Genomic DNA, 15,363 nt, shown 5'->3' with positions numbered 1-15,363 from the left:
GCCCACACCCTATTCTGGAGACCGCCGAATGGCCGCCCCCGAAGTAACGCACCTGCCTCACCTCCCCAATGACGTGGAGGGCCTGCGGCAATCGATTCGCGATGCCATCGTCCGCGTGGTGGGTGAAGACCCGCGCAAAGCCACCCACCGCGACTGGCTCGAGGCCCTGGCCTTCGCCATCCGCGAGCGCATGGTGGAACGCCGCCTGCTGACCCGCCGCCAGTTCGCCGAAGAAGACGTCAAGCGCGTCTACTACCTGTCGATGGAGTACCTGATCGGGCGCATGCTCGAGGCGAATCTGCGCAACATGGGCATCCTCGACGAGGCGCGCCAGGCAATGAGTGACCTCGGCGTGGATCTCGACCAGATCGTGGATCTCGAGGACGACGCGGCTCTGGGCAACGGCGGCCTCGGTCGACTCGCGGCCTGCATCCTGGAGTCACTGGCCACCCAGGGCTATCCCGGCTATGGCTATGGCATCCGCTACGAGTACGGCATGTTCCGCCAGGAGTTCGAGCCCCACCGCCAGGTCGAACACCCGGACAACTGGCTGCGTTACGGCAACCCCTGGGAGTTCCCGCGCTCGGATCGCAAGTACTCGATCCACTTCTACGGCTACGTGGTCGAGCACCATCATCCGAACGGCGAGACCCGTTACACCTGGGAAGACGGCGAGGAAGTCCTGGCCATGGCCTACGACTATCCGACCGCGGGCTACGGGCGACGCAACGTGAACAACCTGCGCCTGTGGGCCGCCAAGGCAACCCGCGACTTCGACCTGCGCTACTTCAACGAAGGGGATTACATCCGGGCGGTCGCGGACAAGAACGAGTCCGAGACCATCTCCATGGTGCTGTACCCGAACGACGCCACCGCGATCGGCAAGGAACTGCGCCTGAAGCAGGAATACTTCTTTGTTTCTGCCTCGCTGCAGGACGCCCTCGAACGCCACCTGGGGCTGGGCTACCCGCTGGACGCCCTGCCGGACAAGGCCGCGATCCAGCTGAACGACACCCACCCCGCGATCGCCGTGGCCGAACTGATGCGGCTGCTGGTCGATCACCACGAAGTAGCCTGGGATCGCGCCTGGGATCTGACCCGGCGGACCTTTGCCTATACCAACCACACCCTGATGCCCGAGACGCTGGAGACCTGGTCGGTCCCGCTGATGCAGCACGTGCTGCCGCGCCACATGGGCATCATCTACCAGATCAACCACGAGTTCCTGGAAGAGGTCCGGCATCGCTACCCGGGGGACAACGACCGCCTGGCGCGCCTGTCGATCATCGACGAGGAAGGCGAGCGCCGGGTCCGCATGGCGCACCTGGCGGTGGTTGGCTCGCACCACATCAATGGCGTCGCCGCACTGCATACGCGCCTGCTGCAGGAGACCCTGTTCGAGGAGTTCTTCGAGCTCTGGCCGGAGCGCTTCGTCAACGTAACCAACGGCGTGACGCCACGGCTGTGGATGATCCAGTCCAACCCGGCCCTGACCGAGCTCCTGGGCCGACGTATCGGCAACGACTGGCAATACGACCTGGAGCGCCTGCGCGCACTGGAACCCTACGCCACCGATCCGGAATTGCAGCGCGAATTCATGGCGGTGAAGCGCGCCAACAAGGCCCGGCTCGCGGACCTGGTGCGCGAACGCACCGGCGTGGAGCTGAACCCGGACGTGCTGTTTGACGTTCAGGTGAAGCGCATCCACGAGTACAAGCGCCAGCTGCTGAAGCTCCTGCACGTGGTGGACCTGTACCGTCGCATCCGCGCCGGCGAGGACATCCCGCCGCGCGTGGTGCTGTTCGGCGGCAAGGCCGCACCGGGCTACGCCCGCGCCAAGGCGATCATCCAGGTGATCAACGAGGTGGCCGACATCGTGAACCACGACCCGGCCGTTGGCGATCGCCTGAAGTGCGTGTTCTTCCCGAACTACGAGGTCAGCTCCGCCAGCATCATCATCCCGGCCGCGGACATCTCCGAGCAGATCTCCACCGCCGGCTTCGAGGCCTCCGGCACCGGCAACATGAAACTGGCGCTGAACGGGGCCCTGACCATCGGCACGCTGGATGGCGCCAACATCGAGATCCGCGATGCGGTTGGCGACGAGAACGTCTTCATCTTCGGGATGACCGCCGAAGAAGTGGTCGAGCACCGCGCCCGTGGCGAACAACCATCCGCCATCCTGAAGCGCACACCCGACCTGGCAGCCGCGGTGGACATGATCGAGTCGGGGTTCTTTACCTGCAACGACGCGGATACCCACCGCGAACTGGGGCGCTACCTGCGCGAAGACGATCCGTTCTTCGTACTGGCCGACTACTCGGCCTACGCGGAGGCCTGTGATCGGGCCGATGCCCTGTACGCGGACCCGGCCGCCTGGGCCGAGGCGGCGATCCACAATGTCGCTCGCATGGGCTTTTTCTCCATCGACCGCACGGTGCGCGACTACGCCAACCAGATCTGGGACGTCACCCCGGAGCCGGTTGCCCCCTCCAAGACCAACGGGGCCGCTTGACGGGTCAGTGTGCCGAGGGCTCGGGGGCGATCGCGCTGTAGATCGCGGAGTAGTCGGCATTCGCCAGCCCGCGATCCTGCGCCTGCTCCAGTAGCTCCGCCAGCAGTGGGAGCCACGGGCCGATCAGTTGCGCGTCCTCTGCGGCGCGCTCGGCCAGGCGCACGTCCTTCAGCAGGTGCTTGACCGGGAAGTTCGCCGTACCGAAGTCACCGGAGAGCATCTTGTCGAGCTTCTTGTCGAAGGTCGGCGCATACAGCGCCGACTCGCGCAGGATATCCATGAAGGTATCAACGTTCGCCCCTTCACGGCGGACCAGCCCCAGGCTCAGGGAAAAGGCGGCGGTCAGACTGGCGATCAGCTGGTTGAATGCGAGCTTCAGGGCCGCGCCCTGCCCCACCGGACCGACATGCCGCGGGTTCTCGCCCAGCGCCGCGAGGACCGGACGCGCGCGATCGAAATCCGCCTCCGTATCGGCGCCGGCCATGACCAGCAAGCGGCCCTCGCGCGCTTCCGGGACCGACCCCAGTACTGGCGCCTCGACATAACAGGCCCCAGAGCGGCGCAGGTGCTCGGCCAGCTGGCGGCTCTCGGCCGGCAGGATCGTCGCCATCTGGATCACGCAACGCCCGTTCAGCGCGCCTTCCGGCAACGCCCTCAGCACCGCCTGGATCGCGGCGGCATCCGAGAGCATCAGCACCAGGGTATCGGCTCCGGCGACGGCCGCCGCCGGCTCGGTGTGTACCGTTACCCCCTCGCTGGCCAGGTCGCTGGCACGCTCCGGGGTGCGGTTGTAGGCCTCGACGGAAAAACCGGCGCGCAAAAGACGCAGGCCCATGGGTTGCCCCATGAGCCCGCAGCCCAGCAGCGCCACGCGGGACGCAGCCATAGTGACCTCCTACTTGATCTTGTCGTCCAGGTCCTCCGTATACCCCAGCAGGGTATGCGGCGGTGGCGCCTCTTTCTGGTACTTGGTGGGCGTCACGGCCTCGGTGGAATGCAGGCTCTTCCACAGCCCGACCACCATCACGAGCATCACCACCGAGAACGGCAGGCCGACGCTGATCGCCGCTGCCTGCAGGGCGGCAAGCCCCCCCGCCAGCAACAGGATCGACGCCACGATCCCCTCAAGGATCGCCCAGTAGACCCGCTGGGTCACGGTCGGGTTGCGCACATCACCCGAGGCCAGGGTGTCGATTACCAGCGAGCCGGAGTCCGAGGAGGTGACGAAGAAGGTCACGATCAGCACCGTGGCCGCGGCCATGGCCAGCACCGCCAGCCAGTCCCACAGCGGCATCGCCTCGATCGTCGCGAACAACGCGGTGGACACGCTCTCCTCGACCGCGCCGGAGATATTGGCCACGCCACCCACCTCGTAGCCCATCGCGGTACCGCCGAACACCGAAAGCCAGACGAAGGCGGCGGCCGTCGGCGCCAGCAGCACGCCGGCCACGAATTCACGGATCGTGCGCCCGCGCGAGACACGGGCGATGAACATGCCGACATACGGGGCCCAGGAGATCCACCAGCCCCAATAGAAGATGGTCCAGGCGGTGGCCCAGCCAGTCTCGTCGATGGTATCGGCCCACAGACTCATCTCGGGCAGGTGCTGCACGTAAACACCGGTCGACTCCACCAGCAAGCGCAGGATGAACAGTGTCGGCCCCATGATCAGCAACAGCGCGAGCAGGATCACCGCCAGCCCGATATTGAAATTGGAAAGCCGTTTGATGCCGCGATCTACCCCGAGGGCGACCGAGCCCACTGCGATCAGAGTAATGATCGCGACCAGGATGATCTGCATGGCCGTGGATTCCTCGATCCCGAACACGTAGTTCAGACCCGAGTTGATCTGCATGACCCCGAGGCCCAGCGAGGTGGCCACCCCGAACATGGTCCCGAACAGGGCCACGATGTCGATCAGGTGCCCCCAGGGGCCATAGATGCGGTCCCCGATGAACGGATAAAGCGAGGAGCGAATCAGCAGGGGCAGGTTATGCCGGTAGGCATAGTAGGCCAGCGACAGCCCAACGACGATGTAGATCGCCCAGGCATGCAGCCCCCAGTGGAAGAAGGTGTAGCGCATCGCTTCGGCCGCGGCCGCGCTGGTCTCGCCATCGGCATGCGGCGGATCCAGGTAGTGGTACATCGGCTCGGCAATGCTCCAGAACAGCAGCCCGATCCCCATGCCTGCGGAGAAGAGCATCGCGAACCACGCGGCGTAGCTGAAACGCGGCGCCTCGAACTGGTCTCCGAGCCGTATGCCCCCGTAGCGCGAGAACATCAGGTACACGGAAAAGACCAGGAAGACCGTCACGACCAGCACGTAGTACCAGCCGAGATACTCGGAGATACCGGTCTGCAGCTTCTCGAAGATGCGCTCCGCCGTGTCCGGGAAGATCGCCCCGAACAGGACGAATGCCGCGATCACGGCACTGGAGATCCAGAACACCGGGCTGCAAATGATGCCGAAGCCGGCGATCCGGGTCTGGTTCAGCCCCGGGCTTGAAGACGGTTCTTCCATGCTTGGCTCCCCTATTCTTGTGTTGCGTTCAAACGCCGCACCGGCGTGTTGGGCACACCTCGGGACCTTGCATCCCGAGCCTTCCCGTGCGCCTGACGTTCGGGGACGCGCTCAGCCGGCGAAACAGGGCCGGCGGACGACGTTCCTACCGTAGCCAATGCCCCGGCAAACTGCAAAACACTTCACGGGTCGTCCTCGCCGCCGCTGCGTGTGAGCAGGAGGCCGCGCGCCTGCCCGCACACGCGTTCGCGCTCGATCGCCCACCCCCCCTCCTCCACGAAGCCCGGGTCGACCTCCGACTCCAGTTCCGCGTAGACGCGTGCACCGAGGCTCAACCAGCCCTGGGCGGCCAGCGCGGCGAGCGTCGGGGCCACCCGGCCCTGACCAAAGGGAGGGTCGAGAAACACGACATCGAAGGGGCCGCCCTCCGGGGGCTGGCCCAGCAAACGGGCCACATCATCACACCGGATATGCACCTGGGTGGCCCCCAGGCGTTCACGGTTGGCCTCGAGCTGGGCCGCCGCCCGCGCGTCGCGCTCGACCAGCCAGACTTGACGCGCGCCCCGCGAGGCGGCCTCGAACCCCAGGGCACCCGTGCCGGCGTACAGGTCCAGCACTCGCGCCCCCGGCAGCTGCGGCTGCAGCCAGTTGAACAGGGTCTCGCGCTGGGCATCCGCGGTCGGGCGCAGCCCCCCGACGGACGGCACCGGCAACCACTGGCGGCGCCAGGCACCCCCAATGATGCGGATACGCGCGCTGCGCCCTGGCGGGCCGCGCCTAGTCTTCCTGGCCACCGACAATGACCGTGACCAGGGCCTCGGGGTTGAGACGGTCGGCCAGCTGGGTGTTCATAGTCTCCAGCTCCACCGCTTGCATGCGCTCGACATAGCGCTCCAGATAGTCATCGGAGAGTCCGTAGAAACCGATCATGCCGAGCAGGCTGACGATGTCGCTGTTGGAGGCCAGCGACAAGGGGAACGAGTTGATCACGTTCTCGCGCGAGGCCTCCATCTCTTCAGGGTCCACCCCCTCGGCGTGCCAGCGCAGGACCTGCTCGCGCAGGACCTCCACGGCCTCGTCCGTCTGGTCCACGCCCGTCTGCATATTGATCACGAACGGGCCTTCGACCGCCATCGGCTGGAAGCGGCTGTGCACCGAGTAGGCCAGCCCGCGGGCGCTGCGCACCTCCTGGAACAGGCGCGAGGTAAATCCGCCCCCGCCCAGGGCATGATTGGCCAGCGTCAGGGCGAAGTGCGCCTCGTCGCCGCGGCGCAGGGCCGGGGCCCCCATAAAGATGTGCGCCTGCTCCGACGGGAACGCGATGCGCTCCTCCACCGGCTCCTCGCGCATTGGCACCGGCGGCAACGGGTCAACTGCATCGCCACGGGGCAGCGCGGCCGAGATCCGGGCGGCCAGCTCCTCGGCCTGCTCGCGGCTTACCCCGCCGGTGATCGCCAGCGAGCCGTTCCCCGCCGCGTAGTGACGCTCGAAGAAGGCCCGGGCATCATCGCGCGTGATCGCCTCCAGCGTATCGACCTCGCCGCCCGGCCAGCTGCCATAGGGGTGGTCTTCATACATCAGTTCGTAGAATCGCCGGCTGGCCACCACGGCCGGTTCCTGGCGCTCGCGCTGCAGGGACTGCAGGGCCTGTCGGCGGCTGCGCTCGAAATCGCCCTCGGGGAAGGCGGGGGCGGACAGTACGTCGGCCAGGGTGCCGACCGACGTCTCCATCCAGTCCGGCTCGGTCAGGGTGCGCAGGCTGACGATCGCCATATCCCGCAGGGAGCTGGTACTGAAGCGGGCGCCCACCGATTCGAAGCGTTCGGCCAGTTCGGAGGCATCCATCTCCTCGGTGCCGTGGCGCAGACCACGGGAGGTCATCATCGCCAGCCCGGGCAGATCACCATCGCGTGCCGCGCCACCATCGAAGGTCAGGCGCAGATCCACCATCGGCAGGTCCGGCGCCTCGACATACAGGACGCGCAGACCCTCGTCGGTTTCCCAGCGATCAATCTCCACCGCCTGCACCGGCATCACCAGCAGGGTCAGCGGGACCAGGGCCAGCGCCGCCAACCGGGAACGACGCGAGAGTTTCTTGAGTGCGTGCAGCATTAGTGATCCCCCTCCGGATAGCCGCCATCGAGATCCGGGGCGCCGTAAGGCCCGGGTGCCGGGGCCTCTTCGTCATCCATCGGCTGCGGGTCGAGGATCCCGACCGTGCGCCGCTCGGGCACCAGGTACTCGCGCACCACGCGCTGGACATCTTCGGCCGTCACCTCGCGTACCCGCTCCAGGAAACGATCGTTCTCCCGCCAGCCAACGCCAACAGTCTCGAGCATGCCCAGCTGGAAGGCCTGGGCACGCACGGAATCGCGTTCAAAGACCTCCGAGGCGATCACCCGCGCCTGCACGCGCTCCAGTTCGCGATCATCCACGGGTTCCTCGGCCAGGCGATCGATCTCGTCCAGCAGGGCCCGCTCCAGGGTCTCGACATCCGTGTCCGAGGTCGGCACGGCGGCGACCATGAACAGGTCGTCCAGCCGTGCGAACGGGCTGTAGCGCGCCGAGGTGGCGCTCGCCAGCTCCTGCCCCCGGACCAGCTCGCGCGCGAAGCGCGAGGCCTCGCCCGAATCCAGGATCCCGGCAGCCACCAGCAGAGCGTAGGCGTCCTCGTGCGAGTCCAGTGTATTCAGCACCGGGGTCTTCCAGCCCATCATCAGAAACGGGACCTGGGCCGGGGCCTGCACCGTAATCCGGCGTTCCCCGGCCTGCGGGGTCTCCCGGCGCGGCTTGGCCTCGGGCACATTGCCGCTGGGGATGGCACCGAAGTGCTTCTCGGCAGCCGCGATGACCTCGTCGGCATCGACATCGCCGACGACGACGACCACCGCGTTGCTGGGGTGGTAGTAGCGGTCATACCAGTCCTGCAGATCTTCCAGGGTGTAGGCCTCGATGTCGGTCATCCAGCCGATCACGGGCTGGCCGTACGGGTGGTTGAAGAAGGCCGTCGCCATCAACTGCTCGCGCAGCAGAGAATTCGGCTGATCCTCCACACGCAGGCGCCGCTCCTCCTGCACGACCCGCAGCTCCGGACGGAACTCGTCTTCCTGCAGCTTCAGGTGCCGCATGCGCTCGGCCTCCATGGCCATCACGGTCTCCCAGTGGTCGGAGCCGATCACCTGGTGGTAGCCGGTATAGTCGCGCCCGGTAAAGGCGTTCTCGCGCCCGCCCAGGCGCGCAACGATCCGCGAGAACTCGCCCGGCTCGTACTTCTCCGAACCGCGGAACATCATGTGTTCCAGCATGTGCGAGATACCGGTGATGCCGCTGTGTTCATCGGCGGAGCCGACGCGGTACCAGACCATGTTGGCCACCACCGGTGCACGCCGGTCCTCCAGGACCAGCACGGTCAGACCGTTGTCGAGCGTGGCTTCCACCACATCCGATTCGATCTCCAACTCCCCGGCCACGACACTGGCACTGATCAGCCAGACGGCCATCCATCCAACGAGACTTCCGAGCACTGCTCTACGCATTGCAATACGATCCCCGTGCTAGCATGAACACTTTCTACTGGACCACCTGAAACATGTTCGGTTTCCGCAAGAAGAAATCCGAAGAATCCGCCACGCCCAGCCCGGATACCACGCCGGAGGCCCCGCCGGAAACCGCGGCGGCACCCGAGCCGGAACCCGACGCGCAACCGGCCCGTGGCGGCTGGTTCCAGCGCCTGCGCCAGGGCCTGGCCAAGACCGGCCAGGCCCTCGGCGGCGACCTCAAGAGCCTGTTCCGGCGCAAGATCGACGACGAGCTGTTCGAGGAACTGGAAGAGCGCCTGCTCCTGGCCGATGTCGGCCTGGATGCGACCCAGCGGATCATGGATCGTATCACCCGCGAGGTAAAACGGCGCGAGCTGGACAACGCCGACGCGCTGATGGACGCGCTCGAGACCGCGATGGTGGAGATCCTGGAACCGGTCTCGCGGCCGCTGGATATCCCGCAGGCCGAGCGGCCGTTTTCGATCCTGGTGGTCGGCATCAACGGTGCTGGCAAGACCACCACGATCGGCAAACTGGCGCATCGCTTCAAGGACGAGGGCCGCTCGGTGCTGCTGGCCGCCGGGGACACCTTCCGCGCGGCCGCGGTGGAACAGCTGCAGACCTGGGGCGAACGCAATGGCGTCCCGGTGATCGCCCAGGGGACCGGGGCCGACTCGGCCTCCGTGGTCTACGACGGCCTCCAGGCCGCCCAGGCGCGCAAGACCGAAATCCTGATCGCCGATACCGCAGGACGCCTGCACACCCAGACCAACCTGATGGACGAAGTGCGCAAGGTGAAGCGCGTGATGGGCCGGCTGGACGAAAGCGCCCCGGACGAGGTGCTGCTGGTGGTCGACGGCGGCACCGGCCAGAACGCGCTGAGCCAGGCACGGCAGTTCCACGAGGCCCTGGGGCTGACCGGGATCGTGGTCACCAAGCTGGACGGTACCGCCAAGGGCGGCGTTCTGTTCGCGCTGGCCGAGCAACTGGGGGTACCGGTGCGCTTTATCGGCGTGGGCGAGAAGGCCGAAGACCTGCAGCGCTTTGATGCCCGCGCGTTCGTCCGGGCACTGCTGGGTCGCGAGGAAAACTAGCCGGCATGATCCAGTTGCAGCGCGTAACCAAGCGCTTTGGCAGCGCGGCCGATGCGCTGTCCAATGTCAGCCTGCGCGTGGATGCCGGCGCGATGGCCTTTGTCACCGGCCCGTCCGGGGCCGGCAAGAGTACGCTGCTGCGCCTGATCGCCGGTCTGGAACGCCCGACCCGCGGCCGCATCCGCGTGAACGGGCACGAACTGGACCGCCTGTCGGCTCGGGCCATCCCGCGCTTTCGCCGCAGCATCGGCCTGGTCTTCCAGGACCATCGCCTGCTGTTCGACCGCCCCGTGTTCGACAACGTCGCCCTGCCGCTGGAGATCCTGGCCTACCGTCGCCCGGAGATGCGCAAGCGGGTGCGCGCGGCGCTGGACAAGGTCGGGTTGCTGCACAAGGAGACGGTCAACCCGCGCACCCTGTCCGCAGGGGAGCAGCAACGCGTCGGCATCGCCCGGGCCATCGTGCACCGGCCGGTACTGCTGCTTGCGGACGAGCCGACCGGCAACCTGGACCCGGCCCTTTCGGAGGAGATCCTCGCGCTGTTCGACGACTTCAACCGCGTCGGCATGACCGCCCTGATCGCGAGCCATGACCAGGAACTGATCGGCCGCATGGGCAAACCGGTGCTGCACCTGGAAAATGGCCGCATCGAGGCTCGCGGCGGGGCGAGCGCATGAGACCCGGGCGCCGCCTGATTGATGCCCTACCGGCCTGGCTGGACAGCCACCGCGATGCCGCCCGGCGCAGTCTTGGCCGGCGACTGCAGGCCCCGGTCCTGAGCCTGATCACCATCGCGGTACTGGGCTTCATCCTCGCGCTCCCTGCCTATCTCTGGGTCCTGCTGGACAACGCGCGCGCCCTGTCAGCGCATGTCGACCACGACCCGCGCATCGCGCTCTATCTCGATCATGTCGACGAAGAGACGGCCGGGCGGCTCGAGGATGCGCTGGACGATGACGAACGTGTTGCTCGCTGGGAGCGCATCGACGCCGACACCGCACTGGGCGCCTACCGCGACAGCCTGCCGGACCCGGAACTGCTCGACTGGCTGGAGGACAACCCGTTACCGGACGTGATTGACGTCGTTCCCGCCAGCACCCAGCCGGATACGGTGGCGGCGTTGCGTGACGACCTGCGGGCGTTAGCGCCCGAGGCCGGGGTAGTCGCCGACGACGAGTGGGTGCGCCAACTCAACAGCCTGCACGAGCTGGGCCTGCGCATCCTGTCCGTGGTTGCCGCGCTGCTGGGGCTCGGCGCCGTACTGATCCTGGCGCTCGCCACCGCCTCGGAACTGCGCGAGCGCCAGGAAGAAATCGCGATCTCGCGCATCAGTGGCGCCACCCACCGGTTTCTGCGCCGTCCGTCGCTGTACGGGGGTGTGCTGACCGGGTTCGGTGGGGGTGTTTTCAGCGTTATCCTGCTGCTGGTGGGGGTCGCGCTGAGCCGCGAACCGCTGACCGAGGCGGCTGCCGCATTCGACCTGGAGTTCACCCTGCGCCTGCCGCATGCAGGAGATCTTCTGGGCCTGATCGTGGTGGGCCTGATACTGGGCTGGCTGGGTGCCCGACTGGGCAGCGGCCACGCGCTGCGCGACGCGCCTTGAGCGCATGCGAAACAGCAATAACTCCCGGAACTTTCAGCGGGTTTAGCACTCTACTGACACGAGTGCTAATCTCTGGCTTTATTCTCAGGAGGCATCCATCACGATGAACAGCAAGGCCCTGGCAACCGTGCATGCAGACCTGCCCGTTCCCGTCGGGAACCTGGACCATTACATGCAGGCGGTCAGCCGGATCGAGGTTCTGGACCCGGAACACGAGCGCGAACTCGCCCGGTCGCTGCAAGAACGCAGCGACCTGGACGCGGCGCGCCAGCTGATCCTGCACAACCTGCGCTTCGTCGTGCATGTGGCCCGCGGCTACCAGGGCTACGGCCTGCCCCTGGGCGACCTGATCCAGGAAGGTAACGTCGGCCTGATGAAGGCCGTGCGGCGCTTCGACCCGAACCAGGGGGTGCGCCTGGTCTCGTTCGCGGTGCACTGGATCCGCGCCGAGATCCACGAGTTCATCCTGCGCAACTGGCGCATTGTGAAGGTGGCGACGACCAAGGCGCAGCGCAAGCTGTTCTTCAACCTGCGCAGCGCCAAGCAGCGCCTCGGCTGGATGTCGAACGACGAGGTCTCGGCGGTCGCCAGGGACCTCGGGGTATCCGAGAATGACGTCTGGGAGATGGAACGGCGCCTGTCCAGTCAGGACGCGAGCTTTGATCCCGCGCCCGACAGCGACGACGAGCACAGCTACCTGGCCCCGGCCCAGCGGCTGAGCCTCGAGGACATGAGCGACGACCCGGCGCAGGTGGCCGAGGACGAGGACTGGGACCGCCATTACCAGGAGCGGCTGGCAAGCACCCTGGGCGAGCTGGACGAACGCTCCCGCGACATCCTGGCGCGCCGCTACATGAGCGAGCCCAAAGCGACGTTGCATGAACTGGCGGCCGAGTATGGCGTCTCCGCCGAGCGCATCCGACAGATCGAGAACAACGCGATCAAGCGCATCCGCACCGCGTTCGCCGACTGATTCGCTACCCAGGCAACCCCCCAACGAAAAAGGCCCCGACCGCTTATGCGATCGGGGCCTTTTTGATGGCTTCCGGCGCCGCTCACGCGGCGCGCGGGAATCCCTGGCTCAGCCGCCGAACAGGATCACCGAGAAGAAGCTGATCCAGGACCAGATGATCAGGGCGGCAGTGAACGTCAACGGGAAGTTCGCAAAGGTAAACCACTCACGCATAGCCAAAGCCCTCAACACACATCGATTTAAGAATGGGTAAAGGTTAAGCGGCAGGAGGCCCCGGCGCAAGTTTCCGGATCAGCGCGGTCGGTCTTCCGGTCGCTGCGTCTCCCTGGAAGTCTGGTCCTTCTCGTCGTCTTCGGTAGTCGGGATCCGCGGATCATCGTCATCCATCAGGATACGGTGCGCCGGACCCTCGAGGTCATCGTACTGACCCGACCGTATCGCCCACAGCAGGACCATCCCCACGACCAGGGCAAACAGCATCGCCAGCGGGATCAACAGGTAAAGAATCGACATGGCGACCAGTCTACCCGTCCTGCGCCGAGCCTCAACCCGGGGGCGAGGCAGACGCCTCGGCAGGCGCACGACTGGCGTGCTCGCGCGGAGCGGCCACACGGTCGCGCCCCGGACGCAGACGCAGGGCATTGCCCACCACCAGCAGGGAACTCATCGACATCCCCAACGCGGCCAGCCAGGGCGTGAGCAGGCCGGCAGCGGCAAACGGCAGGGCGACTGCATTGTAGCCGATGGCCCAGGCAATGTTCTGGCGCACGATTCGCGTCGTGCGGCGGGCCTGATCCAGTGCTTCCGGCAACCGATCCAGGCGGTCGGAAGTTAGCACGAGATCGGCCTGGGTCTGCGCCAGACGGGTACCACCACCCATGGCCAGGGAGACATCCGCCCCCGCGAGCACCGGCGCGTCGTTGATTCCCTCCCCGGCCATCAGCACGGTGCGGCCCTCAGCCTGGAGGTCGCGTACATGGCGCAGCTTGTCCTCCGGCGTCAGGCCGCCATGGAACCGGTCGATACCCAGGTGCTCAGCGAAGCGCTGCCCCGCCTCCGGACGGTCGCCGGTCAGGAGTATCACCTCGAGCCCGCGCGCGCGCAGCGTCGCGACCGTCTCGGCCGCCTCGGGTCGTGGCGTGTCGGCGAGCCAGAAGGTCGCAACCGGCTGACCATCCACCACCAGCCAGACCGGCGAGGCGAACGGACTATCCGCCGGGGCCTCGGCGGCCGGAGGGTCCGCTTGCGACAGCATTCCGCGCCCCCCGATCGCCACCTCGCGCCCGTCAATCTGGCCGACCAGTCCACTGCCCGGCTCGTTATGGACGGCCCGGGCAGCCACGCCGGGGGCGGGCACGGCCTCACGGAAGGCCCGCGATAGAGGGTGTTCCGAATGGGCCTCCAGCGCCGCGGCCCACGTGCGCCAGTCCTGCCCTGGTGGCGGCGCCACATGATCCTGCTGTGCCACGAGGCGCGGGCGGCCCTCGGTCAGGGTGCCCGTCTTGTCCAGGCAGACGGTATCGACACGCGCCAGGGCCTCCAGGGTGCGGCCGCGCGTTACCAGGAGCCCCAGGCGTGACAGCGTGCCCGTGGTCGCGGTGAGCGCGACGGGTGTTGCCAGCGCCAATGCGCAGGGACAGGTGGCGACCAGCATCGCCACCATCACCCACAGCGCCCGGCTGGGGTCGATCCAGGCATACCAGACGAGGCCTGCGAGGGCGGTCAGGAGCAGGACCGCCCCGACAAACCAGCCGGTCCCGGTCTCGGCGAGACGGGCGATCCGGGGTTTCTCACTCTGCGCGCGATCGAGCAGGCGCTGGATCGCGGCCAGCGTGGTCTCGGCGCCGACGCGGCGGACCTCCACGACCAGCGGCCCATCGACATTGACGGTGCCGCCCACGACTTCGTCGCCCGCGGCAACCGGCTCGGGATCCGGTTCGCCAGTCAGCAAGGCACGGTTAATGGTGGAACGCCCCTGGGCGACCACGCCATCGGCCGGGACCGACTCTCCGGGCCGGACGCGTACACGGTCGCCGGGGCTCAGGTCGCCAAGGGCCACGGGCTCCTCCTGGCCGCCGGCATCCAGTCGATGGGCCAGGGCCGGCACCAGTCGATCCAGGCGATCGATGGCCTGGCTCGCATGCTGTCGCGCGATCAACTCGAGGTAGCGACTGGTCAGCAGGAAGAAGACAAACATGACGACCGACTCGAAGTAGACATGCTCGCCGGTCCCGAGCAGGACCGCGTAAAGACTGGCCACGTAGGTCACGATGATCGCCAGGCTCACCGGAACATCCATGCCGAGCCTTCGCTGGCGCAGATCGCGCCATGCGCTCTGGTAGAACGGGATGGCCGAGTAGAAGACCACGGGGGTAGTCAGGGCCGCTGCCACCCAGCGCATGAACTGCATCAGGTCGGCATGCTGGGCGTCGTCCTCGCCCAGCCAGATGGCCAGGGCCAGCATCATCACCTGCATCATGCCGAGCGCGGCCACCCCGATCCGGCGCAGCGCCACACCGCGTTCGCGGGCAATCGCCTTCTCGCGGGTGCCCGGATCGTACGGGTGGGCGTGGTAACCGATATCGCGGATCGCCTTGAGGATCGCGGACAGGGCGATGCGCTCCGGGTCCCAGACCAGGCGGGCGCGATGGGTCGAGTAGTTGATGCTGAAGGCGATCACGCCCGGCAGGGACTGCACATGGCGCTCGTTCAACCAGACGCAGGCGGCGCAGGTGATCCCCTCGAGGATCAGTGCCGCCTCGAGCCGGGGGCCGCCGCTGGTGGCGGCGTCTGATGCCGGTGTCACGAACGAACGCTGGACGGCCTCGGTATCGAAGAGTTCGAGCTCCCGCAGCTCGTCGGGGACCAGGGGTTCGCCGGCCTGCCCGGGCGGCGCCGGACGATGGTGATAGTAAGCGCCCAGGCCGCGCTCGATGATCGCCCCGGCGACCGCCTGGCAGCCGGGACAGCAGGTTGACTGCTCGCGTCCCTCGAACAGGACCGGGTAATGCGCACCGCCCGGAATCGGCAGACCACAGTGAAAACAGCCACCACCCGTGTCAGCGGGCGTGGCCGTGGAATCGGGCTCGGGGCGTGATCCGCTCACCGGCGGTCGGCG

The 15,363-nt window shown here is 67.2% G+C and carries 12 protein-coding genes; 5 read left to right on the top strand and 7 right to left on the bottom strand.

Annotated features, from left to right (window positions below):
• Window positions 1-28 precede the first annotated feature (28 nt).
• On the top strand, window positions 29-2,515 hold the full coding sequence (locus tag F467_RS0103170) for a glycogen/starch/alpha-glucan phosphorylase (protein ID WP_018138234.1): 2,487 nt from the start codon (window positions 29-31) through the stop codon (window positions 2,513-2,515).
• Between the two features lie 4 nt (window positions 2,516-2,519).
• Here the strand turns inward: F467_RS0103170 and F467_RS0103165 are convergent, their stop codons facing one another.
• From F467_RS0103165 to F467_RS0103145, 5 genes are all read right to left on the bottom strand, one after another.
• On the bottom strand, window positions 2,520-3,401 hold the full coding sequence (locus F467_RS0103165) for an NAD(P)-dependent oxidoreductase (protein WP_018138233.1): 882 nt from the start codon (window positions 3,399-3,401) through the stop codon (window positions 2,520-2,522).
• Window positions 3,402-3,410: 9 nt separating this feature from the next.
• Entirely contained in the window at window positions 3,411-5,036 is a 1,626-nt protein-coding gene (locus F467_RS0103160) for a BCCT family transporter (protein ID WP_018138232.1), read from the bottom strand.
• Window positions 5,037-5,218: 182 nt separating this feature from the next.
• Entirely contained in the window at window positions 5,219-5,785 is a 567-nt protein-coding gene (gene rsmD, locus F467_RS0103155) for a 16S rRNA (guanine(966)-N(2))-methyltransferase RsmD (RefSeq protein ID WP_255349322.1), read from the bottom strand.
• Window positions 5,786-5,813: 28 nt separating this feature from the next.
• Entirely contained in the window at window positions 5,814-7,148 is a 1,335-nt protein-coding gene (locus F467_RS0103150) for a pitrilysin family protein (RefSeq protein WP_018138230.1), read from the bottom strand.
• Window positions 7,148-8,536, bottom strand: a complete 1,389-nt coding sequence (locus F467_RS0103145; RefSeq protein WP_018138229.1) for a pitrilysin family protein — start codon at window positions 8,534-8,536, stop codon at window positions 7,148-7,150. The genes F467_RS0103150 and F467_RS0103145 overlap by 1 nt, the downstream gene beginning before the upstream one ends.
• 89 nt (window positions 8,537-8,625) lie before the next feature.
• On the opposite strand from F467_RS0103145, the gene ftsY reads away from it, so the two are divergent.
• The 4 genes from ftsY to rpoH all read left to right on the top strand — a co-directional run bounded on the left by ftsY (window position 8,626) and on the right by rpoH (window position 12,245).
• Complete coding sequence (ftsY, locus tag F467_RS0103140) at window positions 8,626-9,669, top strand: signal recognition particle-docking protein FtsY (protein WP_018138228.1); 1,044 nt, start codon at window positions 8,626-8,628, stop codon at window positions 9,667-9,669.
• A 5-nt stretch (window positions 9,670-9,674) separates the two neighbouring features.
• On the top strand, window positions 9,675-10,346 hold the full coding sequence (gene ftsE, locus F467_RS0103135; protein ID WP_018138227.1) for a cell division ATP-binding protein FtsE: 672 nt from the start codon (window positions 9,675-9,677) through the stop codon (window positions 10,344-10,346).
• Entirely contained in the window at window positions 10,343-11,272 is a 930-nt protein-coding gene (locus F467_RS0103130; protein ID WP_018138226.1) for an ABC transporter permease, read from the top strand. The genes ftsE and F467_RS0103130 overlap by 4 nt, the downstream gene beginning before the upstream one ends.
• A 103-nt stretch (window positions 11,273-11,375) precedes the next feature.
• Complete coding sequence (gene rpoH / locus F467_RS0103125) at window positions 11,376-12,245, top strand: RNA polymerase sigma factor RpoH (protein ID WP_018138225.1); 870 nt, start codon at window positions 11,376-11,378, stop codon at window positions 12,243-12,245.
• A 291-nt stretch (window positions 12,246-12,536) separates the two neighbouring features.
• Here rpoH and ccoS read toward each other — a convergent pair whose 3' ends face one another.
• Together ccoS and F467_RS0103110 are read right to left on the bottom strand one after the other, a co-directional pair.
• Window positions 12,537-12,758, bottom strand: a complete 222-nt coding sequence (gene ccoS, locus F467_RS0103115) for a cbb3-type cytochrome oxidase assembly protein CcoS (protein ID WP_018138224.1) — start codon at window positions 12,756-12,758, stop codon at window positions 12,537-12,539.
• A 31-nt stretch (window positions 12,759-12,789) separates the two neighbouring features.
• Window positions 12,790-15,351 carry a heavy metal translocating P-type ATPase gene (locus F467_RS0103110; RefSeq protein WP_018138223.1) on the bottom strand — a complete coding sequence of 854 codons (2,562 nt, stop codon included), beginning with the start codon at window positions 15,349-15,351 and terminating at the stop codon, window positions 12,790-12,792.
• Window positions 15,352-15,363 lie beyond the last annotated feature (12 nt).

Source organism: Thioalkalivibrio sp. ALJ12, from assembly GCF_000378305.1.
In the GTDB taxonomy this organism is placed as follows: domain Bacteria; phylum Pseudomonadota; class Gammaproteobacteria; order Ectothiorhodospirales; family Ectothiorhodospiraceae; genus Thioalkalivibrio.
Note: the sequence above shows the minus strand (reverse complement) of the source record. Positions and strands in the feature narration are given on the sequence as shown.

What these genes read in the sequence shown, in the direction of transcription:
- F467_RS0103170 (WP_018138234.1), top strand. Translation starts at nt 29, where the DNA reads ATGGCCGCCCCCGAAGTAACGCACCTGCCTCACCTCCCCAATGACGTG.
- F467_RS0103165 (WP_018138233.1), bottom strand. Translation starts at nt 3,401, where the DNA reads ATGGCTGCGTCCCGCGTGGCGCTGCTGGGCTGCGGGCTCATGGGGCAA.
- F467_RS0103160 (WP_018138232.1), bottom strand. Translation starts at nt 5,036, where the DNA reads ATGGAAGAACCGTCTTCAAGCCCGGGGCTGAACCAGACCCGGATCGCC.
- F467_RS0103150 (WP_018138230.1), bottom strand. Translation starts at nt 7,148, where the DNA reads ATGCTGCACGCACTCAAGAAACTCTCGCGTCGTTCCCGGTTGGCGGCG.
- F467_RS0103145 (WP_018138229.1), bottom strand. Translation starts at nt 8,536, where the DNA reads ATGGCCGTCTGGCTGATCAGTGCCAGTGTCGTGGCCGGGGAGTTGGAG.
- ftsY (WP_018138228.1), top strand. Translation starts at nt 8,626, where the DNA reads ATGTTCGGTTTCCGCAAGAAGAAATCCGAAGAATCCGCCACGCCCAGC.
- ftsE (WP_018138227.1), top strand. Translation starts at nt 9,675, where the DNA reads ATGATCCAGTTGCAGCGCGTAACCAAGCGCTTTGGCAGCGCGGCCGAT.
- F467_RS0103130 (WP_018138226.1), top strand. Translation starts at nt 10,343, where the DNA reads ATGAGACCCGGGCGCCGCCTGATTGATGCCCTACCGGCCTGGCTGGAC.
- rpoH (WP_018138225.1), top strand. Translation starts at nt 11,376, where the DNA reads ATGAACAGCAAGGCCCTGGCAACCGTGCATGCAGACCTGCCCGTTCCC.
- ccoS (WP_018138224.1), bottom strand. Translation starts at nt 12,758, where the DNA reads ATGTCGATTCTTTACCTGTTGATCCCGCTGGCGATGCTGTTTGCCCTG.